Source organism: Pseudomonas sp. TMW 2.1634 (assembly GCF_001703595.1).
Classification (GTDB): Bacteria; Pseudomonadota; Gammaproteobacteria; order Pseudomonadales; family Pseudomonadaceae; genus Aquipseudomonas; species Aquipseudomonas fragi.
The window spans coordinates 2,649,714-2,676,505 of record NZ_CP016849.1 but is presented as its reverse complement, the minus strand read 5'-3'; the positions used below and the strand labels follow the sequence as shown (position 1 = coordinate 2,676,505).

Here is a 26,792-nt window from a genome sequence, read left to right as displayed (position 1 = left end):
CCGCCTGATCACTCAGGCGGGGCTTTTTCATGACCACTTAGCGCATTGAGGTGCGCGGTGCTACTGGTTGGTTGTCGTTGGAGATAGTCACTTCAACACGACGGTTCTGGGCGCGGCCAGAGTCGGTGCTGTTGCTGGCCACCGGGTATTCCTTGCCATAGCCCTGGGCCACGATGCGGGTCGGGTCTACGCCTTTGCGCACCAGTGCATTACGCACCGATTCGGCACGGCGCTCGGACAGGGTCTGGTTGAAAGCCGCCGAGCCGACGCTGTCGGTATAACCCTCGACAATCACCTTGCGATCCGGGTTCTGCAGCAGGTACTCGGCCAGGGTGTTGATATTGCGCATGCCGTTGGGTTGCAGGTCTGCCTTGCCGAACTGGAACAGCACATCACCGAAGGTCACCAGCGTGCCGCGCTCGGTCTGCTTGGCGTTCATGCCCTTGAGTTGCTGGATTTGCGCATCACGCGCATCGAGCAATGCCTGGTTACGGGCGGCACCGGCGTTTTTCAGGTTGTTTTCAGCGGTACGCAGCGCGATGGTCTGCTTGGCCACTTCAACGCGCTGGTTGGTCAGGTAGGCCAGTTGGTCAACCTTGGATTCGTCTTCCTTGTTCAGGTAAGCCTTTTCAGCCTTGTCCAGCCATTCGCTGGCGTCCTTGGTTTCCAGGGCTGCCACCTTGGTCGCTTCAGGGTTGGTCTGCAGGGCCGAGAAGTTGGTCTTGGCGTTTTCCAGGTTGACGTTCGGCTGGTGCGAGCACGCCGCCAGGCCAACGCTCAGGGCCAACAGGGCAGGGATCAGTACTGTATTGCGCATGATATTTAGTCCTTTCTATCGATTTGGAATGCTGTGTCGCCAGATGCAGTCAAAAAAGGGCCGCGTTTACTTAACGCTGCGCATGCCTTCCTGACGCAATTGCTGAACGGCATTCTGAGCATCCTGAACAGCCTTCTCGGCTTTCGCCGCCTGGGCCTTGCGCTCTGCTACGCGAGCATCCCACTCCGCTTGTTCGGACAGACGACGGGCTTCGTCGTATTTTTTGTCATGCATGGCCAGTTCGGCCTGCTTGAGTTTGTCCTGGGCCGATTTCATTTCCACCGGTGCATATTCAGTAGCGCCTGCGCTCACGGCGTTATTCACCGCCGATTGAGTCACGGCATACTGCTCTGAAGGTGGATTGCCAGCGCAACCGGCCAGAACGAAGCTGGTGCCGATTGCCAGCGCAGCCAGTTTTAGCCCGCGCAGGCGAGGTGAGGTGGTTTTGACAGTGCGGGTCATCATGGTCTTCAACTCCATTGGGAAGCTCCTTAAAAACAGCAAATTCCATCACGACTGGTAAGGTCACCCGGAGTGTTGGAACACGAGTTCCAGCGGTGATGGTTAATGGCTGTGACCGAAGCGTTTTTTGAATAGTTCAAAAAAAGATGGCATTTGGCCTAAAAGTTTTTTTGACCGATTGGTCAGCACATTTTTTTAAATCTGCGACCCCCGTGGCTTGCCACAGGCAGCGATTGCAACGCACTCTTGGGGCACGAGCTGTCCCCGGATCCTGCTGGAGAAACTGCTGATGACCGATATTGATGCACGCTTGCGCGATGATGTTCACCTGCTGGGTGAGCTGTTGGGTAATACGATTCGTGACCAATACGGCGACGCTTTTCTCGCCAAGATCGAGCTGATTCGCAAGGGGGCAAAGGCCGACCGGCGCGGCACTACGGGCGAGGAATTGAGTGCGATTCTGGATGCCCTGGGCGATGACGAAGTGCTGCCCGTGGCGCGGGCCTTTAACCAGTTTTTGAACCTGGCCAACATTGCCGAGCAGTACGAATTGATCCACCGGCGCGAAGAAGGCCAGCCCCAACCCTTCGAAGCGCTGGTGTTGCCGCAACTGCTGGAACGTCTGCTGGCCGAAGGGCATGACCCGCAGTCGCTGGCGCGCCAGGTCAGCCGCCTTGAGATCGAGCTGGTGCTTACCGCGCACCCTACTGAGGTGACCCGCCGTACGCTGATTCAAAAGTACGATGCCATCGCCGAACAGCTGGCAGCCCAGGACCACCGTGACCTGACCCTGGCAGAAAAATCCGAGATCCAGCAGCGCTTGCAGCGCCTGATTGCCGAGGCCTGGCATACCGAAGAAATCCGCCGCACCCGGCCCACGCCTGTCGATGAGGCCAAGTGGGGTTTTGCGGTTATCGAGCATTCGTTGTGGCACGCCGTGCCGCACATGTTGCGCAAGGCCGACAAAGCACTGCATGCGGCCACCGGCCTGCATTTACCTCTGGAAGCAGCGCCGATCCGCTTTGCATCCTGGATGGGCGGCGACCGCGACGGCAACCCCAATGTCACTGCCAGCGTGACCCGTGAAGTACTGCTGCTGGCGCGCTGGATGGCCGCGGATCTGTACCTGCGCGATCTCGACAAGCTGGCAGCCGATCTGTCGATGCAACACGCCAGCGCCGAGCTGCTGGCCGCCGCAGGCGACAGTGCCGAACCGTATCGGGCCGTGCTCAAGCAACTGCGCGAACGCCTGCGGGCGACGCGCAGCTGGGCCCATAGCGCCTTGCACAGCAGCCAGGCGGCACCGCCCGAAGTGCTGCAGGACAACCGCGAGCTGCTGGCGCCGTTGCAACTTTGTTATCAGTCCTTGCATGCCTGTGGCATGGGGGTGATTGCTGATGGCCCGTTGTTGGACTTTCTGCGCCGGGCGGTGACCTTCGGCCTGTTCCTGGTGCGCCTCGATGTGCGCCAGGACGCTGCCCGCCATGCCTCGGCCATGACTGAAATCACCGATTACCTGGGCCTGGGCCGCTATGAGGACTGGGACGAAGAAGCGCGCCTGACCTTCCTGATACGCGAATTGAAGAATCGCCGGCCGCTGTTGCCCGGCTACTTCAAGCCGGGTGCCGACACCGCCGAAGTGCTGGCCACCTGCCGCGAAGTGGCAGCCGCACCGGGGGCCTCGCTGGGTTCCTATGTGATTTCGATGGCAGGTGCTGCTTCCGATGTACTGGCGGTGCAACTGTTGCTCAAGGAGGCCGGGCTGGTACGGCCGATGCGGGTTGTACCGCTGTTCGAAACCCTGGCTGACCTGGACAATGCCGGGCCGGTGGTCGAGCGCCTGCTGTTGTTGCCGGGCTATCGTGCCCATCTGCAAGGCCCGCAGGAAGTGATGATCGGTTATTCCGATTCGGCCAAGGATGCCGGCACCACGGCGGCCGCCTGGGCGCAATACCGGGCGCAGGAAGCCCTGGTCAATATCTGCCGTGAGCAAGGTGTCGAGCTGCTGTTGTTTCATGGTCGCGGCGGTACCGTGGGGCGCGGCGGTGGCCCGGCTCACGCGGCTATCCTGTCGCAGCCGCCGGGCTCGGTGGCGGGGCGTTTCCGCACCACCGAGCAGGGCGAAATGATCCGCTTCAAATTCGGCCTGCCGGACATTGCCGAGCAAAATCTCAACCTGTATCTGGCCGCAGTCCTGGAAGCCACCTTGCTGCCGCCGCCCTTGCCGGAGCCGGGCTGGCGGGCGCTGATGGATGAGTTGGCCGCGGACGGCGTCGCCGCCTACCGTGGCGTGGTACGGGACAATCCGCAGTTCGTCGAGTACTTCCGCCAGTCCACCCCGGAGCAGGAGCTGGGCCGCTTGCCGTTGGGCAGCCGGCCGGCCAAGCGCCGGGCAGGGGGGATTGAAAGCCTGCGGGCCATCCCGTGGATTTTCGGCTGGACCCAGACCCGCCTGATGCTACCCGCCTGGCTGGGCTGGGAGACCGCCCTGAGTCAGGCACTGGCACGGGGCGAAGGGGAGCAGTTGGCACAAATGCGCGAGCAGTGGCCGTTTTTCCGCACCCGTATCGACATGCTGGAGATGGTGCTGGCCAAGGCCGATGCCGATATCGCCCGGCTCTACGACGAGCGTCTGGTGAGCCCGGAACTGCTGCCGTTGGGTGCGCACTTACGCGACTTATTGTCGCAGGCGTGCTCGGTGGTGCTGGGCTTGACCGGTCAGGCTCAATTGATGGCTCATAGCCCGGAGACGCTTGAGTTCATCCGTTTGCGCAACACTTACCTGGACCCTCTTCATCTATTGCAGGCCGAGTTGCTGGCGCGGTCGCGACGTCAGCAAGCGGCACAGGACAGCCCTCTGGAACAAGCGTTGCTGGTGACTGTGGCCGGAATCGCGGCCGGCTTGCGCAACACCGGCTAGGGTAAAACGGCGGCAAATGTCGCGCCAGAGCAGGCAGGCACAGGGCAGGCCTGGTGCCGACCCCTGTGCGGGCGCGACACTTTATTGTGGGGTTGCGACCTGTGACACCCGGCCGCACAGGCCCGTTTGGCTGTAATTTTTCCTACTTTGGGCGGCTTGTGTGGGCCGGGCCTGCTGTGTATCTTGATCAGCCCTTGGCCGTTTTGATGGCCAGAACCCGATTTTGAGATTGGCCCAAAGAGGCGAATCTGTTGTCATTTAAATAAAAAATTTGAGGAGCACATCGATGCGCGTCATTCTGCTGGGAGCTCCCGGGGCCGGTAAAGGTACTCAGGCAAAGTTCATCACTGAAAAATTTGGCATCCCGCAAATCTCCACCGGCGACATGTTGCGTGCAGCCGTTAAAGCCGGCACCGAACTGGGCCTGATCGCCAAAGGCGTGATGGACAGCGGCGGCCTGGTTTCCGATGACCTGATCATCAACCTGGTGAAAGAGCGCATTGCTCAGCCGGATTGCGTCAACGGTTTCCTGTTCGACGGTTTCCCGCGCACCATCCCGCAAGCTGAAGCGCTGGTCAAAGCCGGTGTCGAGCTGGACCACGTGCTGGAAATCGCCGTTGAAGACGAAGAGATCGTCCAGCGTATTGCTGGCCGTCGCGTACACGAAGCCTCGGGCCGCGTGTACCACACCGTCTACAACCCGCCAAAGGTTGCAGGCAAGGACGATGTGACCGGCGAAGACCTGGTACAGCGCAAGGACGATACCGAAGAAACCGTTCGTCACCGCCTGTCGGTTTACCATTCGCAAACCAAGCCGCTGGTGGACTTCTACCAGAAGCTGGCCGCTGCCCAGGGCAAGCCCAAGTACAGCCACGTTGAAGGCGTTGGCTCGGTAGAATCGATCACGGCCAAGGTGCTTGAAGCACTGAGCTGAGAAGTCGATTTTGCCTCATGACAACAGCCCGCTTGCGGGCTGTTGTTGTTTATACTGCTGCACTTTTTTCAATTCTGATTCTGACGGGAACACCGATGACCACCTTGCTGGCCCTGGATACCGCGACTGAAGCTTGCTCAGTTGCCTTGTTGCACGATGGCAAGGTTACGAGCCACTACGAGGTGATCCCGCGCCTGCATGCGCAAAAGCTGTTACCGATGATCAAGGACCTGCTGGCGGCGGCGGGTGTCGAGCTGGCGGCGGTCGAGGCCATTGCCTTCGGTCGCGGGCCGGGTGCCTTTACCGGCGTGCGTATCGCCATTGGCGTGGTGCAGGGCCTGGCCTTTGCGCTGGAGCGCCCGGTATTGCCGATTTCCAACCTGGCGGTCCTGGCTCAGCGTGCGCACCGCGAACACGGCGCCACCCAGGTGGTCGCAGCCATTGATGCGCGCATGGACGAGGTGTACTGGGGTTGCTATCGCGAAGAGGCGGGTGAGATGCGTCTGCAAGGTGCCGAAGCGGTACTGGCGCCTGAAGCTGCGGCCTTGCCCGATGGCGCCACAGGCGACTGGTATGGCGCGGGCACGGGCTGGGGTTATGCCGAGCGTTTGAACGTCAAGCCTTACGCGATGGATGCGGGCATGTTGCCCCACGCCGAAGACCTGCTGACCCTGGCCCGCTTTGCCTGGGACCGTGGCGAGGCCATCCGCGCCGATGACGCCCAGCCGGTGTACCTGCGTGACAAGGTTGCGGCTACAAAAGCCGAACGCGGTGTTTGATCCGCTTTTGTAGCCGCTGCCGAAGGAATGGTATCGCCGCGGTCTATCAGGCAAATCGCGGTGCGGCCATCGCGAGCAAGCCCGCTCCCACAGGGGGATGTCCCTACAGGGGATTTGCTTAGTCTGGCCTGCGCCGCTAAATTGTAATTATCCCCCCTGAGCATGCAGCCATGCGCATTGACGGCTTTTCTTCCCAGTCCTACCCCATCAAGCGCAAACCGCGTAAAGGTCAGGCGGTGGTTGATGAGTCGGTTGAAGACACGCAAGCCGCGCCCGAGCACACCCCCCGCACCTCCTCCGGCGAGCGCATCAGCCAGTTGCCGGTGCGTTCGCAAGACATGATCTTCCAGCGAGCCATGAGCAAAAGCGCGGCCAGTGCCCTTGCCAGCTACCTGAGCACCGCAGGCTTTGTTGACTGGGAGCAGGAAGTGCTGGGGCTGGATCTGTATATCTGAGCCCATGATTGAGCTTCCTTACTACCTGGGTTGCCCGTCCTGGAGTGAAAACGCCTGGCGCGAAGGCCTGTACCCGCAAAACGCCCGCCCGGCGGATTTTCTGAGCCTGTATGCGCAGGTCTTCAATGCCGTTGAAGGCAACACCACTTTCTATGCCCGCCCGGCGCCAACCACGGTGCAGCGCTGGGCGCACAGCCTGCCCGAACACTTTCGCCTGACAGCCAAGTTTCCGAGGGATATCAGCCACGGCGGTGATTTGCGTGGGCAATTGCACGCAGCCGAAGACTTCCTGCAACTGTTGCAGCCCCTTGGGGGGCGTGTGGCGCCGTTTTGGCTACAACTGCCGGCCAGCTTCGGGCCACAGCGCCTGGCCGAGCTGGTGAGCTTTATGGACGCCCTGCAGCGGCCGCTGGCGATTGAAGTGCGTCACCCGGAGTTCTTTGCCAAAGGCGATGCCGAGCGCTTGCTCAACCGCTTGCTGATGGATCGTGGGGTCGAGCGTATCTGTCTTGATCCTCGGGCACTGTTCAGCTGCGATTCGAGCGACCCTGCGGTGCGCCACGCCCAATCGAAAAAGCCGCGAGTGCCACCGCGACCGGCGGCCTTCACACAGTGGCCGCAGGTGCGTTTTATTGGCCGCCCGGAGCTTGAAGCCAACGACCCTTACTTGTTGCCCTGGGTTGAAAAAGTCGCGGGCTGGATCGAGGAAGGGCGCACCCCGTATGTGTTTTTACACACGCCGGACAATCACCGCGCACCGGAACTGGCGCGGCGCTTTCATCAGCAATTGAGTGAAAGGTTACCGGGGCTGCCGGCACTGCCCGAGCTGCATCCGCCGCAAAGCCGTGAACAACTGGGTTTGCTTTAAGCCGCCAGGCGCAGGTTATTGACCACCAGCGGTCGCGCCCAGCCCAGGTCGAAGTCCATCGCCCGTTGTTGCTCGATCAGGGTCATGGCATCGAAGGGTTCGGCGGGCGGTGGCAGCAGGTCCGTCTCGAACTCGGCAATTGGCAGATGTAGAGGGCGGGGTTCAGGTCCCGGTCCCGGATCAGGCAGCGGATGGCCCTGAGCCATGACCAACGGCCGCACCCAGGTCGCGGTGAAATCCTGCTGATGCTGTTGAGCGATGATTTCTTCCGGCGGGTAGGGCACTGCTGGCGGCGGCAGCAAGTCCAGTTCGAATTCGGCAATAGGCAGAAACAGGGCTTGCGGCGGGCGCAGCTCGGTGTCCTGAACTTCGCAATGGCGCTGGGTGACGATAGTGCCCAGCACCTCGCTACCACCGCGAGGCTCGGTCTTTTCATCCTTGGCGGCGGGTGCGATATCGAGCGCCGCAAAATCGTCAGCACCGGACTGTTCTGACAACGCCTGGGCATAGAAGTCCTTCCACAGGTGATTGACGCTGCCTGTTATCTGCGAATTGTGTCGGCCAAAGTCGCCAATGGGCGCAATAAAGCCGATAGATGCGGAATGAATGTCTGACATGGCTCTCGGTTGACGCCCAGCTCTGGCAAAATGTCGGATATTTCATTTATCGGCAGCCTTTGCCGATCATTAAATTTTTGAGCGTGTTTTTAGATGACTGAGCAAGCAGCGGGCTGTCGTATCAAAGTCGAGGCCCTGGACGAGGCCTATCAGGCCCTGGCCGAACAGTGGGCCGAGCGTCTGGGCTTGCCCCTGGACGAACCGGACGCCGAGTTCGCCTTGCAGTTGAGCGCCCAGGGTTTGCAGTTGCAGCAGTTGGGCCCGGATGCGCCCGGCCCGGTGCGGGTCGATTTTGTCGAGGGCGGTGCGGCCCATCGCCGTTTGTTTGGCGGCGGCACCGGGCAGATGATCGCCAAGGCCGTGGGCATCCAGCAGGGCGTGCGCCCACGGGTGCTGGATGCCACGGCAGGGTTGGGCAAGGACGCTTTCGTGCTGGCGAGCCTGGGCTGTGAAATGAGCCTGATCGAGCGTCAGCCGCTCATCGGCGCCTTGCTGGAAGACGGGCTGGCCCGTGGCCTGGATGATTTTGAAGTGGCGCCGATCGTGTCGCGCATGCACCTGCTCAAGGGCAACTCGATCGAAGTGATGCGCAATTGGGAAGGCGAACCGCCGCAGGTAATCTACCTGGACCCGATGTTCCCCCATCGCGAGAAAACCGCCCTGGTGAAGAAGGAAATGCGCCTGTTCCGGCCATTGGTGGGCGACGACAACGATGCCCCGGCGTTGCTTGAGGCGGCGTTGGCATTGGCCAGCCACCGGGTGGTGGTCAAGCGCCCGCGCAAGGCGCCGTGCATTGCCGGGCCCAAGCCGAGCCATGCGCTGGATGGTAAATCGAGCCGGTACGATATTTATCCGAAGAAGGCGTTGAAACCTTAAACACTACACCCTCACCTTCTGTGGGAGCGGGCTTGCTCGCGATGGTATCGATGCGGTCTCTCAGGTAAATCGCGGTGCTGCCATCGCGAGCAAGCCCGCTCCCACAAGTATTTGGAGGTTGCTTCAAACTGGCTGATACGCCCGCATAAATATCCCCACCACTTCCTGCACATGGGCCTCGCTTTCCTCAGCCCCCGGCGGCTCACCGCCGGCAAACAGCAGGCGAAAGTTCGGCGCGCCCTTAAGCATGCAGAAGAAGTGCTCCGCCGCATAATGGGGGTTGTCGATGCGCAGCGCGCCGCTTTGATCCATCTTGCGCAGCAAGCCCTCCATCTCGTGGACCACCCGCTCAGGCCCGGCCTCCAGGAAGATCTGCGACAGTTTCGGGTCCTGGCTGCCCAGGGCGACCATCAGGCGATGCAAGTTCAACGACTCCTCGCTGTTGATCAGCACCTGAAAGCCACGCGCAATGTTCAGCAACACATCCTTGATCGGCTTGCCTGCAGGCAATTCAAAAAACAGCAGCGGCAACTGCTCGGTGCATTTGGACATGATGGCCGAGGAAAACAGCGTCTCCTTGTCCGTAAAGTGGCTGTAGACCGTCAGTTTTGACACACCGGCCAGGCCCGCAACCGCATCCATGCTGGTGTTGGCATAGCCCTTGGTCAAAAACAGGGTTTTGGCCGCGTCGAGGATAGACTGGCGTTTTGCCAGGTCCTTGGGGCGCCCGAGGGCATTGGGGGGTAAAGGATTGTCAGACATATCCGTTTATTACTGGACTGGTGAGTTTAGTATTAATAACATGCGGCCAGTATAAATATTTCAAGCCCCATTAGCGAAAGGTCATCATCATGTTGCGCCATGCCTTGCCCCGCGCTGTGCCTGTGTGTCTGCTGTTTTTATTGTCTGGGTGTGGGCAACAGGAGCCCGCGAAAATCAGCATCAGCCCGGCGATGGTGGTGCAACCGCAACCTTCGGCACTGGCCAGCCAGAGCTACCCGGGCGAAGTGCGGGCACGCTTTGATCCGCAACTGGCGTTTCGCATTGGCGGCAAGGTGACCCGGCGTCTGGTCGATGAGGGCGAGCGGGTCAAGGCCAACCAGCCGCTGGCCGAACTGGACCCGCAAGATGTGCGCCTGCAACTGGACGCCACCCGTGCCCAGGTCGCCGCCGGGCAGGCCAACCTGAACCTGGTGCGTGCCGAGCGCGACCGCTACAAGACCCTGCTGGATCGGCAGATGGTCAGCCGCTCGCAGTTTGATAATGCCGAAAACCTTTATCGCTCAGGCGAGGCCAAGCTGCGCCAGCTCAAGGCCGAGCAGGACGTGGCCAGCAATCAGGCAAGCTATGCCGTATTGCGTGCCCCGCAGGATGGCGTGATCGCCCAGCGTCAGGTCGAGGTGGGGCAAGTGGTCAGTGCCGGGCAAACGGTGTTCACCCTGGCCGCCGATGGCGATCGGGAAGTGCTGATCAGCTTGCCGGAGCAGGATTTTGGCCGCTTCAAGATCGGCCTGCCGGTGGCGGTCGAGCTGTGGTCGCAACCCGGCCAGCGCTTCAGCGGACGCATCCGTGAGCTGTCGCCATCAGCCGATCCGAAATCGCGCACCTTTGCTGCGCGTATCGCCTTCACTGCAGGCAAGGTGCCTGCCGAGCTGGGGCAAAGTGCGCGGGTGTTCATTCAGGGTGAAGGTGCAGGCTCACTGTCGGTGCCGCTGTCTGCACTGACCGCCGAGAACGGTGCGGCCTATGTGTGGCGCGTGGGCCAGGACAACAAGCTGGAGCAGGTGGCGGTGCGGGCAGGGCCGTTTGGCGAAAACAGCGTGCCGGTGCTCGAAGGTCTCAAGGCTGATGACTGGATCGTCGCCGCCGGTGTGCATGTGTTGCATCCTGGCCAGGAGGTGCGGCCGATTGATCGCGCCAACCGGGCGATCAATGTTGCGGCCAAGGAGTAATCCCGATGGGTTTCAACCTTTCCGCATGGGCGTTGCGCAATCGCCAGATCGTCCTGTTCCTGATGCTGTTACTGGCAATTGTTGGCGGGCTTTCCTACACAAAGCTGGGGCAGAGTGAAGACCCGCCGTTTACCTTCAAGGCGATGGTGATCCGCACCCTGTGGCCGGGCGCCACGGCTGAAGAAGTCTCGCGTCAGGTCACCGAACGAATCGAGAAGAAACTGATGGAAACCGGCGAGTACGAGCGCATTGTCTCGTTCTCGCGCCCGGGCGAGTCGCAAGTGACCTTTATGGCCCGCGACTCGATGCATTCCGATCAGATACCCGAGCTGTGGTATCAGGTGCGCAAAAAGATCAGTGATATACGCCACACGTTGCCGCCGGATGCTCAGGGGCCGTTTTACAACGACGAATTCGGCACCACTTTCGGCAATATCTACAGCCTGAGCGGGGAAGGTTACGACTACGCAGTGCTCAAGGACTACGCCGACCGTATCCAGATCCAGCTGCAGCGGGTCAAGGACGTGGGCAAGGTCGAGTTGCTGGGCCTGCAGGACGAAAAAATCTGGATCGAGCTGTCCAACCTCAAGCTGGCGACCCTGGGTTTGCCGCTGGCGGCCGTGCAAAAAGCCCTTGAAGAGCAGAACGCGGTTTCCACGGCGGGTTTCTTTGAAACGCCCACCGAGCGCGTGCAACTGCGCGTAAGCGGTAATTTCAAGACAGTTGAAGAGATCGAACGCTTCCCCATTCGCGTCGGCGAGCGCACTTTACGCATCAGCGATGTAGCGGATGTGCGCCGCGGCTTTAATGATCCGCCGGCGCCGCGCATGCGCTTTATGGGTCAGGACGCAATTGGTCTGGCCGTGGCAATGAAGGACGGCGGCGATATTCTGGTGCTGGGCAAGGCACTGGATGCCGAGTTTGAGCGCATCCAGAAAAACCTTCCGGCCGGGATGCAACTGGGCAAGGTTTCAGATCAGCCTGCGGCGGTGAAAACCAGTGTCGGCGAGTTTGTCCAGGTGCTGGTCGAAGCGCTGGTCATCGTTCTGCTGGTGAGTTTTTTCTCATTGGGCGTGCGTACAGGCATGGTGGTGGCGCTGACCATTCCGCTGGTGCTGGCGATGACCTTTGCCGCCATGCATTACTTCGGCATCGGCCTGCACAAAATCTCGCTGGGGGCGCTGGTGCTGGCGCTGGGTCTGTTGGTGGACGACGCGATCATCGCCGTAGAAATGATGGCGATCAAAATGGAGCAGGGCTACGACCGGCTCAAAGCCGCAAGTTTTGCCTGGACCAGCACCGCGTTCCCGATGCTCACTGGCACGCTGATTACCGCCGCAGGCTTTTTGCCGATTGCGATGGCGCAGTCGAGTACCGGCGAATACACCCGCTCGATTTTCCAGGTGGTGACCATTGCCCTGCTGGCGTCGTGGGTGGCTGCGGTAGTGTTTGTACCCTATCTGGGCGCGCTGTTGTTGCCGGACCTGGCGAAGATTCACGCGGCCAAACACGGCACCGGGGCTGGCGTGCCTGACCCCTACGCGACGCCGTTTTACCAGCGCGTACGGCGGTTGGTGGAGTGGTGCGTCACCCGGCGCAAAACCGTGATTGCCCTGACCGCGTTGGTGTTTGTGGGCTCGGTGGTGCTGTTCAAGTTTGTGCCGCAGCAGTTCTTCCCGGCCTCCAGCCGGTTGGAGCTGATGGTCGATATGAAGCTGGCCGAAGGCGCTTCGTTGAGCAACACCACCGATCAGGTCAAGCAGCTCGAAGCACTGCTCAAGGATCACCCGGGCATCGAGAACTATGTGGCTTACGCGGGCACCGGTTCGCCACGCTATTACCTGCCTCTGGACCAGCAACTGCCAGCGGCGAGCTTTGCCCAGTTCGTGGTGCTGGCCAAGACCATCGAAGACCGCGAAAGACTGCGCACCTGGTTGATCGATACGCTCAATGAGCAGTTCCCGACCATCCGTTCGCGGGTGACGCGCCTGGAAAACGGCCCGCCTGTGGGCTATCCGGTGCAGTTCCGGGTGACCGGCGAGCATATCGAAGAGGTACGGGCGCTGGCGCGCAAGGTCGCGGCCCAGGTGCGGGGCAACCCCCATGTGGTTAACGTGCACCTGGACTGGGAAGAGCCGAGCAAGGTGGTCAACCTCAATATCGATCAGGACCGCGCGCGTGCCCTGGGAGTCAGCACGGCCAACCTGTCGCGCTTCTTGCAAAGCACCCTGCTGGGCTCGACGGTCAGCCAGTACCGCGAAGACAACGAGTTGATCGAGATCCTGTTGCGCGGCACACCGCAGGAACGTACTGAGCTGGCTCTGCTGCCAAGCCTGGCGGTGCCCACCGACAATGGTCAGAGCGTTGCCCTGTCGCAGATCGCGACCCTGGAATATGGCTTTGAAGAAGGCATTATCTGGCACCGCAATCGCCTGCCAACCGTGACCGTGCGGGCGGATATCTACGGCAAGGAGCAACCGGCAACTCTGGTGCAGCAGATTCTGCCGACCCTGGAGGGCGTGCGCGCCGAGCTGCCGGATGGTTATCTGCTGGAAGTGGGTGGCACCGTCGAAGACTCCACCCGTGGTCAGGACTCGGTGAAAGCCGGTGTGCCGTTGTTTATCGTAGTGGTGCTGACATTGCTGATGGTGCAACTGCGCAGTTTCTCGCGCATGGTCATGGTGTTCCTGACGGCGCCTTTGGGGCTGATCGGGGTGACATTGTTCCTGCTGTTGTTTGGCAAGCCGTTTGGTTTTGTGGCAATGCTGGGCACCATTGCATTGTCGGGGATGATCATGCGCAATTCGGTGATCCTGGTGGACCAGATCGAGCAGGACAAGGCGGCGGGGCTGGACCCGTGGCGGGCAGTGATTGAAGCAACGGTAAGGCGTTTTCGCCCGATCGTACTGACTGCGCTGGCGGCGGTACTGGCGATGATTCCGTTGTCACGCAGCGTGTTCTTCGGGCCGATGGCGGTGGCCATTATGGGCGGGCTGATCGTGGCGACTGTGCTGACGTTGCTGTTTTTGCCGGCGCTGTATGCGGCGTGGTTCAAGGTCAGGAAGGTCTAGTTCAAAAGCCCCTCACCCCAACCCTCTCCCGGAGGGAGAGGGTTGGGGTGAGGGTAGGCCTGCGAATTAGCGAATCTGATCCACGCGCACACGGATCGGCTGCTGGGTCTTGGCCGTCAGGTCGACGCTATTGCGCTCGGTGTTGATAAACAGCAACTGGCCGTTCTCTTCAATCCGCGCGCTGATTGCGTAGGTGTGGCCGGGCTTGATCTGCGCCGGGTCGTAGGTCAGGTGGAAAGGCAGCGGTACCTGGCCCTTGATCTGGCCGCTTTGCTTGGCCAGCGTTACCGCTGGTGCGTCGGCCAGCGAAACGTCCTGCAGGCTCACTTCCAGTGTCGCCGTCGGCGGCAAGGCAATGCGTTGCAGGTAAAACACTTCGCCATCGAGGCTGGCATGTTGGGTAGGGGTCATGGAACTACAGGCTCCCAGCAGGGCGGTCAGGCTCAGTAAAAGGAACTTTTTCATAGGGCAGTCTCCGTTTCTTTTCCTGTGTAAGACATTTCACACTGGAGAATGAAGGGGATTCTAGCAATGAACTTGCCCTTGAAGCGGCAAACATGTGCCCGACAACCGCTGCTGTTTCAGTGGGTTATTCAGTCAGAGGTTCATCCTGGGAGTCGTCAGCGGGGGTGTCGTGGCTGCCGGGCTGGATGCCATTACCGCCGTGGACGCTGCCATCGGGGTTCTTGACATGCCAGGGCGTGCCAGCAGTGCGCGTGGTTTCCGAAGGAGGCTGTTCGTGTAGCTTTTCGTTGTCCTGGGTCATTTTCAGACTTCCTTATCGTTGGTTTGCATTAGGTGTGTGCCGAAAAACTCGTCACACACCCAAGGCTAGTTGCAGATTGGAAGGCTGAAATCGGTCGAGACGTTTCAACTCGACTTTGCAGGATTATCCGACGCTCTCGGAAATATCCGCTGCATCTTCACTGCGATGCAGTGCCACCTGACGAATCGACAGGCGAATCTCGGCAGGCAAGACGCGCTTGGCAGCCCCTTCGGCCAGTTCACCGAGCAGTTCGTGGTAGCTCAATTTGCCGTTGGCATCGCGGCGCAATACGTCTTCTTCGAGCAAGGTCTGGATAAAGTGACGGAACAGGCTCTTGTCGAAGAACTCCGGGGCATTGAGCCCATGCAGGATCGACAGGCGCTGGGCCATCATGGTGCACAGGTCTTCCAGCTCTTCGGCGCTCAAGGTGTTCTGGCCGCTGTTGAGCAGCAAGGAGATGGCCATGTAAAAGCGCTGCAGGGTTTGCGCAATGCTTTTGGACAGCAGCGTCAGTAATACAAAGTGTCGCGAGCTGGGCGCAGGGCGCAGGTACACGTCTTTTTCGAAGCGCAGCAAGCCTTGCTCGACAAAGGCTTCAAGCCATTGGTCGACGACACCGTCGAGTTCTTCTGCGGACCAGCGGATAAACAGCTCCGATTGCAGATACGGGTATAGCGCATGGGTGTAGCGCAGGATCTGTTCGCGGCTCATGCGCGAGGTGCTCTGGAAGAAGCTGGCCAGCAACGATGGCAAGGCAAAGATATGCATCACGTTGTTGCGGTAATAGGTCATCAGAACCGCGTTCTGCTCATCCAGGTAGAGGATCTTGCCCAGCGCATCGCTTTGCTCGGCCAGCAGATTCATGTCTTTGACATGCTGGATCAGTGCCGGCCCGTCACCCTCGGGCAAGGTGGTGTACGGCGAGTAGGGAACCCGGCGCAGCAGGGCCAGATACAGGTCCAGCACCCGGGCCATAGCCTGTTCATCCAGGGCCAGGCGGGTAGTGGACAACAGGGCCAGGGCCACCAGGTTGACCGGGTTGATGGCCGCTGCCTCATTCAGATGCCGGGCAACTTTATCACCCAGACGGTTGGTGGTCTGGCTCAGCCATTCAGGGCGGTAGGCCGGCGCAAGTTCCTGCTGGCGCCAGCCCGGCTGCTCCTGCTCGAGAAACTCGGCAAGCTTGATCGGCTCGCCGAAGTTGACCGCGACCTGACCGAATTTCTGCTTTTTAAGGGCGCCGATCACTTTGAAAATATCGAAAATCGATTCTTTCTTCTTGCTTGCACCGCGCAGTTCGCCCAGGTAGGTACGGCCCTCAAGCACGCGCTCGTAACCGATATACACCGGTACAAAGACGATAGGCGTACGTGATGAGCGCAAGAAACTGCGCACGGTGATGGCCAGCATCCCGGTTTTTGGTTGCAGCATGCGCCCGGTACGCGAGCGGCCGCCTTCGACGAAGTACTCCACCGGGAAACCCTTGGTGAACAGGGTGTGCATGTATTCGTTGAACACCGAGGTGTACAACGGGTTGCCCTTGAAGGTGCGGCGCATGAAAAACGCCCCGCCACGCCGTAGCAGCGGGCCCAGCACCGGCATGTTGAGGTTGATCCCGGCGGCAATATGCGGCGGGGTCAGGCCGTTGCGAAACAGCAGATAGGACAGCAACAGGTAGTCGATATGGCTGCGGTGGCACGGCACATAAATGATCTCGTGGCCCTGGGCGACCTTTTGCACGCTCTCGATCTGGTTGACCTTGACCCCGTCGTAGATCTTGTTCCAGAACCAGCTCAGCAGCACTTCAAAAAAACGGATCGCGGTGTAGGTGTAGTCCGAGGCGATTTCATTGGCGTAGCGCAGCGCCAGAGCACGGGCTTTGTCCGGCGAAATATTTTCGCGCCCGGCCTCATCGAGGATCGCCTGGCGCACGGCAGGCTCGTTGACCAGCCCCTTGACCAGTGTGCGTCGGTGCGACAGATCGGGGCCAATGGTCGAAATTTTCAGGTTGCGAAAGTGTACCCGCAAAATGCGCTGGGCCATGCGCACGGTGCGTTCGTGGCCCTTGTTGAGATCGACCAGTTCGCGCATATGGATAGGCGCGGAGAACTGCACGCGGGTTTTGCGGCCCAGAATCAGGATCCGCAGCAGGCGCCGCAAGCGTCCGGTCACGGCCCAGCTGTCGGCAAACAGCAGTTTCCAGGGGCTGGACTCGCTGTCGGGGGACTGGCCCCAGAACACGCTGACCGGGATGATTTGCGCATCTTCGCCCGGGTGCTGGCTCAGGCCGTCGACCAGACGGGTCAATACCGGCGGCGCCCCACGCTTGTCCTGACGGCCCAGCCAGTCGGGCTCGGGGGTCAGGTAAAAGAAGGCAGCGGGCTCGATCATCTCGCCCACGGCAACCGGCAGTACCGGGCGCGGCAGGCCGGCCTTGGAGCATTCGGCGTCGACCACGGCCAGCTCGGTCAGCGAGGGCGATTGCAGTACATAGAACACCGGTCGGCTGCGATCCAGGTTCAGGGTCAACGAAGACTGGTTGATGGTCTCCGAGCGCACCCACAGGTACAGCAAGCGACGCAGGGCGCCAAATACAAGGCGGCGAAATGGGGAGGGGGTCATACGGCTTCTGCGTTAGTGAATTAAACGAGCGTTTACTCGGTCGGGTAGTTTGCAGTATCAGCGCAAAATCGGCAAAAAAGCGGCGAACTAATATTGATTGAGTGTTTTTTTGCCTGACTTATACTCGATGGTCTTTCGCTGCCTTGTGTAAGACGCAATCGGTGGAAGTCTAGTTCAAGCGAAAACTCTTAAAGGGCCAATAACGAGCCCGCTCAATAATAAAAAGGGGGGAAGGTTCCATGACGACACGTGTAACAGGCAATGTGAAGTGGTTCAACGATGCCAAGGGCTACGGCTTTATCCAGTGCGAGAACGGGGCCGATGTGTTTGTACACTACCGCGCCATTCGCGGTGAAGGGCATCGCAGCCTGGCCGAAGGCCAGCAGGTCGAATACACCCAGGTCACAGGCGCCAAAGGCCTGCAGGCCGAGGATGTAGTGGGGTTGTAAGGCGCTGCGGCCCCTCCCTGTGGGAGCGGGCTTGCTCGCGAGATGGGCGGCGCGGTGCATCTGGCTGACCGCAGCGATACCATCGCGAGCAAGCCCACCCCCACAAGGGATTTGTAGCGGGTTTTACTCAGGAACCGGTTTTCCAGGTGATTTCTTCCTGGCCGTCTTCGCTGATGCGGATCCAGCGGTCGGCGTCTGCCTCGCCCTGTTCTTCAACCCAGCTGCCCGGTGCGCAACGCACTTCGATGTGCAGGGCCTCAAAAGCGGCCTTGGCGCAGGCAATATCGTCTTCCCACGGGGTTTTATCGCTGTCCAGGTACAGGCTGTTCCATTTGCCCACGGCCTTTGGCATCCAGGTCACCGGCACTTCGCCTGCGGTGCACTTCCAGGTTTCGCCTTTCTTTTTCCATTCCGTGCACGGCCCCAGCACGTTTGCCAGCCAGGCTTCGACGTCTTTGTAAGTGACGGCTTCTTTCAGGTAAATCTCGATATCGGGTTGGCGCATGGATGTCCTCACTGCGGGTCTGAAAAATCCACTCGCGGATTAATCGGGCCAGAGGCATGTGCCCCTGGCCGTAAAGTTGGTTATTGAAGCACGAAGTAATCGTAGCGCATCGACACCGTCACCACTAAAGGCTCGGGGTGCTCGATGACCTCGGCGCGGCGTTCGGCGCTGGCACGCCAGCCGTGAGGGGTCATGGCCAGCAGGTTGGCGCGATCCTGGGGTTCGCTCAGGCTGAGGGTGAACTCCAATGTTTCGCTGTGTTGCAGCGCCATGCCTTCGGGCACCAGGGCCAAATGCTTGTCGTCAGCGTAATCCCGTACTTCGTCGTACAGCCGCTCGCGCAGTTCCATCAAGTGCCCGCGTGTTGGGCCTACACGCATCAGGCCACCACCCGGGGTCAGCAGGCGCTTGGCTTCAAGCCAGTCCAGCGGGCTGAATACACTGGCCAAAAACTGGCAGCTGGCATCGGCCAGTGGTACCCGGGCCATGCTGGCGATCAACCAGGTCAGTTGCGGGGTGCGCTTGCAGGCCCGCTTGACCGCCTCGCGGGAGATATCCAGCGCGTAGCCATCGGCGTTGGGCAGTGCCTGGGCGATTTGCGCGGTGTAATAACCCTCGCCACAGCCGATGTCGAGCCAGCGTTGTGGCGCGCGTTCGGCGGCCAGCTCGGCCAGGCGTTTGGCCACGGGGGCGTAGTGCCCGGCGTTGAGAAAGTCGCGGCGGGCTTCAACCATTGCCTGGTTGTCGCCAGGGTCGCGGCTGTTCTTGTGTTGCACCGGCAACAGGTTCAAATAGCCCTGGCGGGCACGGTCAAAACGGTGCCCGGCGGGGCACACGACACCATTGTCCACTGCATTGAGCGGTTCGGAGCAGATCGGGCAGGCGAGCATCAGGCGAGCAACTTGATCAGGGTCTGGTAGTAGATTTCGGTCAGCACATCCAGATCGCTGGCCAGAACCCGTTCGTTGACCTGGTGGATGGTCGCGTTGACCGGCCCCAGTTCCACCACTTGCGTGCCCAGGGTGGCGATAAAGCGCCCGTCGGACGTACCACCGCTGGTCGAGGCCTTGGTTTCACGCCCCGTCACCTGCTTGATGCTCGACGAAACCGCGTCAAGCAAAGCGCCCGGCTCGGTCAGGAAAGGCAGGCCGGACAATGCCCAGTCGATGTGCCAGTCCAGGCCATGCTTGTCCAGGATGTCGGCCACGCGCTTTTGCAGGCCTTCAACGGTGGACTCGGTGGAGAAGCGGAAGTTGAACACCGCCACCAGGTCACCGGGGATCACGTTGGTCGCGCCCGTGCCGGAGTTGAGGTTGGAAATCTGGAAGCTGGTCGGCGGGAAGAAGGCGTTGCCGTTGTCCCAGTGCTCGGCGGCCAGCTCGGCCAGCGCCGGAGCTGCCAGATGAATCGGATTCTTGGCCAGGTGCGGGTAGGCCACATGGCCTTGCTTGCCACGCACGGTGAGCTTGGCGCCCAGGGAGCCGCGACGACCGTTTTTGACCACGTCGCCGACCAGGGTAGTGCTCGACGGTTCGCCGACTATGCACCAGTCCAGACGCTCGTTACGGGCCTTGAAGCGCTCGATCACGGCCTTGGTGCCGTGATGGGCCGGGCCTTCTTCGTCACTGGTGATCAGAAACGCGACCTTGCCCTTGTGGTCCGGGTAGTCGGCGACAAAGCGCTCGGCGGCCACCAGCATGGCTGCCAGGCTGCCTTTCATGTCGGCCGCGCCACGGCCGCAGAGCATGCCGTGTTCATCGATCAGCGCGTCGAACGGGTCATTCTGCCAGGCCTGGACCGGGCCGGTCGGTACCACGTCGGTGTGGCCGGCGAAGCACAGTACCGGGCCTTCGTGTTTGCCGTGGGTGGCCCAGAAGTTGTCGACGTCCTCGATGCGCATCGGCTCAAGCATGAAGCCGGCATCGCCCAGGCGCTGCATCATCAGCTTCTGGCAATCGGCATCGATCGGCGTCACGGAAGGGCGACGGATCAGATCGCAGGCAAGTTGCAGGGTCGGCGAAAGGTCGGCGTGGGCCGTCATGGTAGGGACTCCGAAGCGGGACACAAGGCACAAAAGGGCGGTTATCTTAAAGCAAAACGGCGGCCAGAGGCCGCCGTTTAGTGGTTGCAGTCAATTTATGCAGCCGGTTGCTCTTGGGCTTCTTCTACCGGTTTGGGCAGCGAAGACATAAAGGCCATGATCAGCGCCGCCAGGTACGGCAGCGATTGCACCAGCAGCATCACCACCCAGAAACGCATGTCGTTGCTTGGCAGGCCCTGCACGAAGAAGATCCCCAGTGCCGCGCCCCAGAGCAACAGCATGATGAACACTTCTTCGCGGGCTTCCGAGATGGCGACCCAAAAGCCGTGGTTATCGGCGTTTTTCGGCGTGCGGAAGAACGGAATGCTGGTGGTGAAGAACCCGTACAGCACGGCTTTGGCGATGGTGTGGGACAACGCCAGCCCCGCCAGTGCAGCGGCGAAGGCGTCCTTGAGGTTGACCCCCATCGCACGGCGGTACAGGAAGATGATCTTGCCCACCTTGAACACGAATAACGCCAATGGCGGAATGGCGAAAATCAGCAGCGGCGGATCGACCCGCGTCGGCACGATAATCATCGCCGCCGACCACAACAGGGCACCTACGGTGAAGAAAATATTCATGCCATCGGCCACCCACGGCAGCCAGCCCGCGAGGAAGTGATAGCGCTGGCCGCGGGTCAGCTCAGTGTCCTTGCCACGCAGCAGGCTTGAAGAGTGACGCTTGATAATCTGAATCGCACCATAGGCCCAGCGAAAGCGCTGTTTCTTGAAGTCGATAAAGGTATCGGGCATCAGGCCCTTGCCGTAGCTATTGTGGGAATAGGCTGCGGAGTAGCCTTTCTCGAACACGCGCAGGCCCAGTTCGGCGTCTTCACAGATGCACCAGTCGGCCCAGCCGAGCTCTTCGAGCACAGAGCGGCGGGTCATGGTCATGGTGCCGTGCTGGATGATCGCGTCGCGGTCGTTGCGGGTGACCATGCCGATATGGAAGAAGCCTTTGTATTCCGAATAGCAGAGCTTCTTGAATTTGCTTTCGTTTTGGTCGCGGTAGTCCTGTGGCGATTGCACGATGGCGATTTTCGGGTCGGCAAAGTGCGGCACCATGTGCTTGAGCCAGTTGCGGTCCACGCAGTAATCGGAGTCGATCACGGCGATCACTTCGGCATCCGGCGCGGTGTGCGGGATCAAGTAGTTCAGCGCGCCGCCCTTGAAACCGGCCAGGGGCGCGACGTGGAAGAACTTGAAGCGCGGGCCGAGGGTGGCGCAATAGTCGCGCACCGGCTCCCATACCGCCGGGTCCTTGGTGTTGTTGTCGATGATCAACACTTCGAAATCGGGGTAGTCGAGGTTGGCCAGGGCGTCGAGGGTCTGTTTGACCATCTCTGGCGGCTCGTTGTAGCACGGCACATGGATCGAGACCTTCGGGCGGTAGGCATCGTCGGCTTCGACGGGTAAAAACTCCCGGCGGCGTTTGCGAATCCATACCGCCTCGGCCAGTTCATGGGCCTCGGTGAGCAACACAATAAACACCCCGAGCGCACCCAGCCCGAGCAGGAAGCCCACGGTCAGGCTGAACCAGGTGCTGTATTGCTGGCTGTAGTCGTAGGCGATCCACACCAGTACCGAGCCGCACAGGAACGCGGTAAAGGTCAGGAAAGTGCGGCCACGCTGGCGCAGGGCAGAGCCGTCGATCAGCAGCAACGCCAGCGACAGCAGGCCCATGACCACCGAGCCGATGGCCAGTACGCGCCACTGTGGAATGGCGACGACCGGGCCTTCAAAGTTGAATTTTTGCTGGCGGGCCGCGTTGTACACGCCCCAGTACGCCCCTACCGAACCTTCGTCGCTGGCTTTCCACGGTTGGTCGAAGGCTTCGATCACAAAGTAGTTGTAGCCGCGACGGTTGAGGGTGTTGACCAGCGTACGCAGATAAATCGCCTGGTCGGCCGGGGTGGCGTCAGCGCCACCGCGCATGCGGCCATTGCTCGGCCAGCCCACCTCGGACAGCAGCAGCGGTTTTTTCGGGAACATTTTTTTCAGGTCGCGGGCACGGTCCAGAACGAACTCACCGGCCTTGTCTACCGGGATAAATTCCCAGTAGGGCAGGATGTGCGCGGCGATCAGGTCAACGTGCTTGGCCAGTTGCGGGTATTTCTCCCAGATATGCCATTGCTCGGACGTGGTGACCGGCACCTTGACCGCAGCGCGAACCCGGTCCAGCAGCACGATCAGGTCTTCAGGGGTGATTTCTTCGCGGAACAGGGCTTCGTTGCCCACGACAACCCGCACCACGCTGCGTGAGTTGTTGGCCAGTTCGATGGCTTTCTGGATTTCCCGTTCGTTGCGCTCCAGGTCCGGGCTGATCCAGATGCCGATGGTCACGCGCAGGCCGAACTCTTCCGCCAGCTTGGGAATATCGCCCAGGGTGCCGTCAACCGAGTAAGTCCGGATGTTGTCGGTGAGCTTGCTGATGATCTCCAGGTCGCGACGCATTTCGTCGTCGGTCGGGTACTGGTCTTTCTGCGGGTACTGGCCTTGCTGGAACGGCGAGTACGAAAAGCCGGAGATTTGCTCAGGCCAGTTGGGCGCAGAGACCGGGCGATTGATCAGCGCCCAGAAGCCTGTGAAGAGCGCGGCGATGGCCAGGACCACCACCAGATTGAGTCCAAATTTACGCGATGACATAACTATTTCGGGTTCCAAAAGGAGTGGAACGAAGATCGGTCGGCGGGTGCCAAACGGCGCGCATCCTACACTGTGCTCCGACCCATCGTATAGCTGACGGAATTGGATCCGGCGTTGGGCAGTTGTTACCGTCTTAAGTTCTTTCTTTATTATTTGTAGCTCTGATCTTCTTACTCAGTAGGCTATTAAAGCAGGCTTGGTCGCATAGCCTGTAGGAAAGATACTCAATGCAATGTAAGCCCCCTATAATGCGCGCCGGTTTTTGGGGTGTTGGTGATGAGTACAGAAGATCCACGTTTTGCCGGTGTAGCCCGGTTATATGGGCTGGAAGGCCTTGAGCGGCTGAAGGCAGCCCATGTGGCGATCGTCGGTGTGGGCGGTGTCGGGTCGTGGGCGGCAGAAGCCATTGCGCGCTGCGGCGTCGGTGAGATTTCGTTGTTTGACCTGGATGACGTGTGCGTCAGCAACAGCAACCGCCAGTTGCACGCCTTGAGCACGACCATTGGTCGGGACAAAGTCGAAGTGATGGCTGAGCGCCTGCGCCAGATCAACCCGGACTGTGTGGTTCACGAAGTGGCGGATTTCGTCACCCGCGAAACCATGGCCGAGTACATCACCCCGAATATTGACTGCGTGATCGACTGCATCGACAGCGTGAATGCCAAGGCGGCACTGATTGCCTGGTGCAAGCGGCGCAAGATCCAGATCATTACCACCGGTGGTGCGGGTGGGCAAATTGAACCGACGCTGATCCAGGTCTGTGACTTGAACCGTACGTTCAATGATCCGCTGGCCTCCAAGGTGCGTTCGACCTTGCGCCGCGACTATGGTTTTTCGCGCACCATGACCCGCCATTACAGCGTGCCTTGTGTGTTCTCTACCGAACAGCTGCGTTACCCCAAGCCGGACGGCAGCATTTGCCTGCAGAAGAGTTTTGTGGGGGACGGGGTCAAATTGGACTGCGCCGGCGGGTTTGGCGCGGTAATGATGGTGACTGCCACCTTTGGTATGGTCGCGGCGACCAAGGCGGTGGACAAGATCGTGGCGGGCGTGCGGCGGCCTTCGGAGAAGGTCAAGCCTGCACCGCAGGAATAAGGCTCGCCCCGGACCTGATCTGTGGGAGCGGGCTTGCTCGCGATAGGATCACTGCGGCTTTTCAGATGAACCGAATCGCCAGCATCGCGGGCAAGCCCGCTCCCACAGTTATTTTGCGCAAGCCCGGGTTTTGAGGGCCGCACAACACCTGTGGAAGCGGCAAGGGTTAGCCTGCCAACTCCCGCATCCGCACCAGCACGGCATTCAGCCCGTTGCTGCGCGATGGCGACAGTTGCCGGCTCAGGCCCAATTGCTCGAACCAGCCCGGCAAATCGACCTGTTGCAGCTCCTCAGTGCTCAAGCCATTGACCCGCGCCAGCAGCAACGCCACCAGCCCGCGAATCAACCGCGCCTCACTGCTGGCCGCAAACTGCCAGCGACCATCGACCTGCTGGCCCACCAGCCACATAAGGCTTTCACAGCCATGCACGCGGTTGGCCTCGGTTTTGTCGGCCTCGCTCAGCTCCGGCAAACGCTGACCCCATTGCATCAACAGGCGCGCACGCTGCTCCCAGCCGCTGCAATGCTCAAAGCTGTCGAGCGCCGCCTGCGCCTGGGCGGGCAGAGTCATTGCAGCAACTCCAGCGCTTGATCGAGCGCGTCGAAAAAACGCTCCAGATCGTCTGAATCGTTGTACAGCGCCAGCGAAACGCGGATGGCTCCAGCCAGCCCCAGGCTTTTGAGCAGCGGCATGGCGCAATGATGCCCGGCGCGCACGGCTATTCCCTGTTCGGTCAGCAAGTGGGCCAGGTCGGCGTTGTGTACGCCATCCACGACAAAACTGACCAGAGCCAGCTGCGGAGCGCCCAGCAAGCGAATGCCCTGACGCTGCTGCAAACCCTCGACGAGTAACCCATGCAGCGCTGCTTCGTGGGCTTGCACGGCGGCTTGGTCGAGGTTGGCCAGATAGTTGAGCGTTGCCCCCAGCCCGATCACGCTGGCAATCGGCGGCGTACCTGCTTCAAAGCCAAGCGGCGCGGGGCGGAAGGTGGCGTGCTGGTAATCGGCGTCCTGGACCATTTCGCCGCCAAACTGCCAGTGCTGCAAACGGCTCAGCGCTTCATGGCGGCCAAACAGCACGCCCAGCCCGTCCGGACCATAGAGCTTGTGGCTGGAAAACACATAGAAGTCGCAGCCTAACGCCTGTACGTCATGGCGGCCGTGGACCACGCCCTGGGCGCCATCAACCACCGTCAGGGCCTGATGGGCCTTGGCCAGCGCCAACAGTTCAGGCAGCGGCTGCCATACGCCCAGTACGTTGGACAGCTGGCTTACGGCCAGCAGGCGGGTGCGTGGGGTAATCAGGCGTGCGGCTGCGTCGAGATCGATCACGCCGTCGGCATCCAGCGGCAACACCACCAGATTCAACCCTTTACGCTGCGCCAACTGCTGCCACGGCAGCAGATTGGCGTGGTGTTCCAGGGCGCTGATAACGATGTCATCGCCCGTCTTGAATTGGTGCTCCAGGCCATAGGCCAGAAGGTTCAGCGCCGAGGTGGCACCGTGGGTGAAAACGATTTGCCCGCACTCGCCAGCATTGAGCCATTGCGTCACTTTGTGACGGGTGTTTTCGAAGGCCTGGGTCGCGTGGGCGCCCGGCAGATGTTGGGCCCTGTGTACATTGGCTGCGCCATTGGCGTAGTAGTGCGTCAGTGCGTCGAGCAGGGCTTGGGGTTTTTGCGTGGTTGCAGCGCTGTCCAGATAGGTCTGGGCCTGACGTTGCAAGGCGGCGATGGCCGGGAAGTCAGCGCGCCAGGGAGAAGGCAAAAGCATGGTGTTCGGCTCTGTTGACGAGGCCGGAAACCGGCCCCGTCAGTTTCAGACAGACGCTTAGTTGTGCGCGTGCAGTGCTTCGTTCAGCTCGATGGCCGACTTGTGGGTCTTGCATTCCACCGCGCCGGTTTCGGAGTTGCGACGGAACAACAGGTCAGGCTGGCCAGCCAGGTCACGGGCCTTGACCACTTTGACCAGTTGGTTGTTTTCGTCCAGCAGGGCCACTTTGGTACCCGCGGTCACGTACAGGCCGGACTCGACGGTGTTGCGGTCGCCCAACGGGATGCCGATACCGGCGTTGGCGCCGATCAGGCAGCCTTCGCCAACCTTGATCACGATGTTGCCACCGCCCGACAGGGTGCCCATTGTCGAGCAACCGCCGCCCAGGTCAGAACCCTTGCCTACGAACACGCCAGCCGAAACACGGCCTTCGATCATGCCCGGGCCTTCGGTGCCGGCGTTGAAGTTGACGAAGCCTTCGTGCATCACGGTGGTGCCTTCGCCCACATAAGCACCCAGGCGAATACGCGCCGCGTCAGCGATGCGCACGCCGGCCGGAACAACGTAGTCGGTCATTTTCGGGAACTTGTCGACCGAGAACACTTCCAGTAAATCGCCACGCAGGCGTGCTTCAAGTTGGCGCTCGGCCAGTTCGCCCAGATCGATGGCGCCCTGGCTGGTCCAGGCCACGTTTGGCAGCAGCGGGAACACACCCGCCAGGCTCAGGCCGTGGGGTTTGACCAGGCGATGGGACAGCAGGTGCAGCTTGAGGTAGGCCTCTGGCGTGGAGGTCAGCGTGGCGTCTTCGGCCAGCAGGGTCGCGACCAGCGGCTTGTGGCTTTCGGCCAGGCGGGTCAGCAGGGCCGCTTGAGCAGCGTCCACAGGCTTGACGGCTTCTGCCATTTGAGCGGCTTGTGCGGTGGTAAAGGTGATTGCCTGATTGCCACCGGTGTAGCCCAGAATCGGTGCGATGGCTGCAATCAGCTCGGCCGATGGATTGATCAGGGGTTGTGCGTAGAACACTTCCAGCCATGCGCCTTGACGGTTTTGGGTGCCGACGCCGAAGGCTGCGCTGAACAGGGTAGTAGACATGCAATTACCTC

24 protein-coding genes are annotated in these 26,792 nt (G+C 60.7%); 10 read left to right on the top strand and 14 right to left on the bottom strand.

What is annotated here, in order from left to right; all coding sequences use genetic code 11:
• Positions 1 to 37: 37 nt before the first annotated feature.
• On the bottom strand, positions 38 to 817 hold the full coding sequence (locus tag BFC21_RS12685) for an OmpA family protein (RefSeq protein ID WP_088378030.1): 780 nt from the start codon (positions 815 to 817) through the stop codon (positions 38 to 40).
• Between the two features lie 66 nt (positions 818 to 883).
• Positions 884 to 1,297, bottom strand: coding sequence for a DUF4398 domain-containing protein (locus BFC21_RS12680; RefSeq protein WP_016781954.1), 414 nt, complete (start codon positions 1,295 to 1,297; stop codon positions 884 to 886).
• A 271-nt stretch (positions 1,298 to 1,568) separates the two neighbouring features.
• On the opposite strand from BFC21_RS12680, the gene ppc reads away from it, so the two are divergent.
• From ppc to BFC21_RS12655, 5 genes are all read left to right on the top strand, one after another.
• Positions 1,569 to 4,199, top strand: a complete 2,631-nt coding sequence (gene ppc, locus BFC21_RS12675; protein ID WP_088378029.1) for a phosphoenolpyruvate carboxylase — start codon at positions 1,569 to 1,571, stop codon at positions 4,197 to 4,199.
• A 286-nt stretch (positions 4,200 to 4,485) separates the two neighbouring features.
• Complete coding sequence (adk, locus tag BFC21_RS12670) at positions 4,486 to 5,133, top strand: adenylate kinase (protein ID WP_016781956.1); 648 nt, start codon at positions 4,486 to 4,488, stop codon at positions 5,131 to 5,133.
• A gap of 95 nt (positions 5,134 to 5,228) precedes the next feature.
• On the top strand, positions 5,229 to 5,912 hold the full coding sequence (tsaB, locus tag BFC21_RS12665; protein WP_088378028.1) for a tRNA (adenosine(37)-N6)-threonylcarbamoyltransferase complex dimerization subunit type 1 TsaB: 684 nt from the start codon (positions 5,229 to 5,231) through the stop codon (positions 5,910 to 5,912).
• Between the two features lie 170 nt (positions 5,913 to 6,082).
• On the top strand, positions 6,083 to 6,367 hold the full coding sequence (locus BFC21_RS12660; protein WP_016781958.1) for a hypothetical protein: 285 nt from the start codon (positions 6,083 to 6,085) through the stop codon (positions 6,365 to 6,367).
• A gap of 7 nt (positions 6,368 to 6,374) precedes the next feature.
• Complete coding sequence (locus tag BFC21_RS12655; RefSeq protein WP_177342608.1) at positions 6,375 to 7,235, top strand: DUF72 domain-containing protein; 861 nt, start codon at positions 6,375 to 6,377, stop codon at positions 7,233 to 7,235.
• On the opposite strand, the gene BFC21_RS12650 is transcribed toward BFC21_RS12655, so the two are convergent.
• A complete protein-coding gene (locus BFC21_RS12650; RefSeq protein WP_095004647.1) occupies positions 7,232 to 7,852 on the bottom strand; it encodes an energy transducer TonB in 621 nt (206 codons plus the stop codon). The genes BFC21_RS12655 and BFC21_RS12650 overlap by 4 nt on opposite strands.
• A 93-nt stretch (positions 7,853 to 7,945) precedes the next feature.
• On the opposite strand from BFC21_RS12650, the gene BFC21_RS12645 reads away from it, so the two are divergent.
• Positions 7,946 to 8,728 carry a class I SAM-dependent methyltransferase gene (locus BFC21_RS12645; RefSeq protein ID WP_086798525.1) on the top strand — a complete coding sequence of 261 codons (783 nt, stop codon included), beginning with the start codon at positions 7,946 to 7,948 and terminating at the stop codon, positions 8,726 to 8,728.
• 123 nt (positions 8,729 to 8,851) lie between these two features.
• Here BFC21_RS12645 and BFC21_RS12640 read toward each other — a convergent pair whose 3' ends face one another.
• Positions 8,852 to 9,490, bottom strand: a complete 639-nt coding sequence (locus BFC21_RS12640; protein ID WP_088378025.1) for a TetR/AcrR family transcriptional regulator — start codon at positions 9,488 to 9,490, stop codon at positions 8,852 to 8,854.
• Positions 9,491 to 9,579: 89 nt separating this feature from the next.
• Here BFC21_RS12640 and BFC21_RS12635 point away from each other — a divergent pair, with 89 nt between their 5' ends.
• Positions 9,580 to 10,680 carry an efflux RND transporter periplasmic adaptor subunit gene (locus tag BFC21_RS12635; protein WP_120266194.1) on the top strand — a complete coding sequence of 367 codons (1,101 nt, stop codon included), beginning with the start codon at positions 9,580 to 9,582 and terminating at the stop codon, positions 10,678 to 10,680.
• A 5-nt stretch (positions 10,681 to 10,685) separates the two neighbouring features.
• Complete coding sequence (locus BFC21_RS12630; protein WP_120266193.1) at positions 10,686 to 13,751, top strand: efflux RND transporter permease subunit; 3,066 nt, start codon at positions 10,686 to 10,688, stop codon at positions 13,749 to 13,751.
• Positions 13,752 to 13,817: 66 nt separating this feature from the next.
• On the opposite strand, the gene BFC21_RS12625 is transcribed toward BFC21_RS12630, so the two are convergent.
• The 3 genes from BFC21_RS12625 to plsB all read right to left on the bottom strand — a co-directional run bounded on the left by BFC21_RS12625 (position 13,818) and on the right by plsB (position 17,139).
• Complete coding sequence (locus tag BFC21_RS12625) at positions 13,818 to 14,216, bottom strand: YbaY family lipoprotein (RefSeq protein WP_095004643.1); 399 nt, start codon at positions 14,214 to 14,216, stop codon at positions 13,818 to 13,820.
• 124 nt (positions 14,217 to 14,340) lie between these two features.
• A complete protein-coding gene (locus tag BFC21_RS27220; protein ID WP_162939325.1) occupies positions 14,341 to 14,517 on the bottom strand; it encodes a hypothetical protein in 177 nt (58 codons plus the stop codon).
• Between the two features lie 123 nt (positions 14,518 to 14,640).
• Positions 14,641 to 17,139: a glycerol-3-phosphate 1-O-acyltransferase PlsB gene (gene plsB, locus BFC21_RS12620; protein WP_095004642.1), complete on the bottom strand. Its 2,499-nt coding sequence runs from the start codon at positions 17,137 to 17,139 to the stop codon at positions 14,641 to 14,643.
• A 239-nt stretch (positions 17,140 to 17,378) separates the two neighbouring features.
• Here plsB and BFC21_RS12615 point away from each other — a divergent pair, with 239 nt between their 5' ends.
• Positions 17,379 to 17,588 carry a cold-shock protein gene (locus tag BFC21_RS12615; protein ID WP_016781967.1) on the top strand — a complete coding sequence of 70 codons (210 nt, stop codon included), beginning with the start codon at positions 17,379 to 17,381 and terminating at the stop codon, positions 17,586 to 17,588.
• A gap of 127 nt (positions 17,589 to 17,715) precedes the next feature.
• Here the strand turns inward: BFC21_RS12615 and BFC21_RS12610 are convergent, their stop codons facing one another.
• The 4 genes from BFC21_RS12610 to BFC21_RS12595 form a co-directional block, all read right to left on the bottom strand.
• Entirely contained in the window at positions 17,716 to 18,093 is a 378-nt protein-coding gene (locus BFC21_RS12610) for a hypothetical protein (RefSeq protein ID WP_016781968.1), read from the bottom strand.
• 80 nt (positions 18,094 to 18,173) lie between these two features.
• Positions 18,174 to 18,983, bottom strand: coding sequence for a putative RNA methyltransferase (locus BFC21_RS12605; RefSeq protein ID WP_088378022.1), 810 nt, complete (start codon positions 18,981 to 18,983; stop codon positions 18,174 to 18,176).
• Entirely contained in the window at positions 18,983 to 20,134 is a 1,152-nt protein-coding gene (gene dapE, locus BFC21_RS12600; RefSeq protein WP_016781970.1) for a succinyl-diaminopimelate desuccinylase, read from the bottom strand. Before dapE ends, BFC21_RS12605 begins: the two co-directional genes overlap by 1 nt.
• A 95-nt stretch (positions 20,135 to 20,229) precedes the next feature.
• Positions 20,230 to 22,821, bottom strand: coding sequence for a glycosyltransferase (locus BFC21_RS12595; RefSeq protein WP_088378021.1), 2,592 nt, complete (start codon positions 22,819 to 22,821; stop codon positions 20,230 to 20,232).
• A gap of 276 nt (positions 22,822 to 23,097) precedes the next feature.
• Here BFC21_RS12595 and tcdA point away from each other — a divergent pair, with 276 nt between their 5' ends.
• Entirely contained in the window at positions 23,098 to 23,916 is an 819-nt protein-coding gene (tcdA, locus tag BFC21_RS12590; RefSeq protein ID WP_088378020.1) for a tRNA cyclic N6-threonylcarbamoyladenosine(37) synthase TcdA, read from the top strand.
• 166 nt (positions 23,917 to 24,082) lie between these two features.
• On the opposite strand, the gene BFC21_RS12585 is transcribed toward tcdA, so the two are convergent.
• The 3 genes from BFC21_RS12585 to dapD are packed head-to-tail and all read right to left on the bottom strand — an operon-like array spanning position 24,083 to position 26,781.
• Complete coding sequence (locus tag BFC21_RS12585) at positions 24,083 to 24,487, bottom strand: SufE family protein (protein ID WP_088378019.1); 405 nt, start codon at positions 24,485 to 24,487, stop codon at positions 24,083 to 24,085.
• Entirely contained in the window at positions 24,484 to 25,689 is a 1,206-nt protein-coding gene (locus tag BFC21_RS12580; RefSeq protein WP_088378018.1) for an aminotransferase class V-fold PLP-dependent enzyme, read from the bottom strand. The genes BFC21_RS12585 and BFC21_RS12580 overlap by 4 nt, the downstream gene beginning before the upstream one ends.
• Before the next feature lie 57 nt (positions 25,690 to 25,746).
• Positions 25,747 to 26,781, bottom strand: a complete 1,035-nt coding sequence (dapD, locus tag BFC21_RS12575; RefSeq protein ID WP_016781975.1) for a 2,3,4,5-tetrahydropyridine-2,6-dicarboxylate N-succinyltransferase — start codon at positions 26,779 to 26,781, stop codon at positions 25,747 to 25,749.
• Positions 26,782 to 26,792 lie beyond the last annotated feature (11 nt).

Excerpts from the sequence above, each read along its gene's own strand:
- BFC21_RS12685 (WP_088378030.1), bottom strand. The coding sequence starts at position 817 with ATGCGCAATACAGTACTGATCCCTGCCCTGTTGGCCCTGAGCGTTGGC.
- BFC21_RS12680 (WP_016781954.1), bottom strand. The coding sequence starts at position 1,297 with ATGGAGTTGAAGACCATGATGACCCGCACTGTCAAAACCACCTCACCT.
- ppc (WP_088378029.1), top strand. The coding sequence starts at position 1,569 with ATGACCGATATTGATGCACGCTTGCGCGATGATGTTCACCTGCTGGGT.
- adk (WP_016781956.1), top strand. The coding sequence starts at position 4,486 with ATGCGCGTCATTCTGCTGGGAGCTCCCGGGGCCGGTAAAGGTACTCAG.
- tsaB (WP_088378028.1), top strand. The coding sequence starts at position 5,229 with ATGACCACCTTGCTGGCCCTGGATACCGCGACTGAAGCTTGCTCAGTT.
- BFC21_RS12660 (WP_016781958.1), top strand. The coding sequence starts at position 6,083 with ATGCGCATTGACGGCTTTTCTTCCCAGTCCTACCCCATCAAGCGCAAA.
- BFC21_RS12650 (WP_095004647.1), bottom strand. The coding sequence starts at position 7,852 with ATGTCAGACATTCATTCCGCATCTATCGGCTTTATTGCGCCCATTGGC.
- BFC21_RS12645 (WP_086798525.1), top strand. The coding sequence starts at position 7,946 with ATGACTGAGCAAGCAGCGGGCTGTCGTATCAAAGTCGAGGCCCTGGAC.
- BFC21_RS12640 (WP_088378025.1), bottom strand. The coding sequence starts at position 9,490 with ATGTCTGACAATCCTTTACCCCCCAATGCCCTCGGGCGCCCCAAGGAC.
- BFC21_RS12635 (WP_120266194.1), top strand. The coding sequence starts at position 9,580 with ATGTTGCGCCATGCCTTGCCCCGCGCTGTGCCTGTGTGTCTGCTGTTT.
- BFC21_RS12630 (WP_120266193.1), top strand. The coding sequence starts at position 10,686 with ATGGGTTTCAACCTTTCCGCATGGGCGTTGCGCAATCGCCAGATCGTC.
- BFC21_RS12625 (WP_095004643.1), bottom strand. The coding sequence starts at position 14,216 with ATGAAAAAGTTCCTTTTACTGAGCCTGACCGCCCTGCTGGGAGCCTGT.
- BFC21_RS27220 (WP_162939325.1), bottom strand. The coding sequence starts at position 14,517 with ATGACCCAGGACAACGAAAAGCTACACGAACAGCCTCCTTCGGAAACC.
- plsB (WP_095004642.1), bottom strand. The coding sequence starts at position 17,139 with ATGACCCCCTCCCCATTTCGCCGCCTTGTATTTGGCGCCCTGCGTCGC.
- BFC21_RS12615 (WP_016781967.1), top strand. The coding sequence starts at position 17,379 with ATGACGACACGTGTAACAGGCAATGTGAAGTGGTTCAACGATGCCAAG.
- BFC21_RS12610 (WP_016781968.1), bottom strand. The coding sequence starts at position 18,093 with ATGCGCCAACCCGATATCGAGATTTACCTGAAAGAAGCCGTCACTTAC.
- BFC21_RS12605 (WP_088378022.1), bottom strand. The coding sequence starts at position 18,983 with ATGCTCGCCTGCCCGATCTGCTCCGAACCGCTCAATGCAGTGGACAAT.
- dapE (WP_016781970.1), bottom strand. The coding sequence starts at position 20,134 with ATGACGGCCCACGCCGACCTTTCGCCGACCCTGCAACTTGCCTGCGAT.
- BFC21_RS12595 (WP_088378021.1), bottom strand. The coding sequence starts at position 22,821 with ATGTCATCGCGTAAATTTGGACTCAATCTGGTGGTGGTCCTGGCCATC.
- tcdA (WP_088378020.1), top strand. The coding sequence starts at position 23,098 with ATGAGTACAGAAGATCCACGTTTTGCCGGTGTAGCCCGGTTATATGGG.
- BFC21_RS12585 (WP_088378019.1), bottom strand. The coding sequence starts at position 24,487 with ATGACTCTGCCCGCCCAGGCGCAGGCGGCGCTCGACAGCTTTGAGCAT.
- BFC21_RS12580 (WP_088378018.1), bottom strand. The coding sequence starts at position 25,689 with ATGCTTTTGCCTTCTCCCTGGCGCGCTGACTTCCCGGCCATCGCCGCC.
- dapD (WP_016781975.1), bottom strand. The coding sequence starts at position 26,781 with ATGTCTACTACCCTGTTCAGCGCAGCCTTCGGCGTCGGCACCCAAAAC.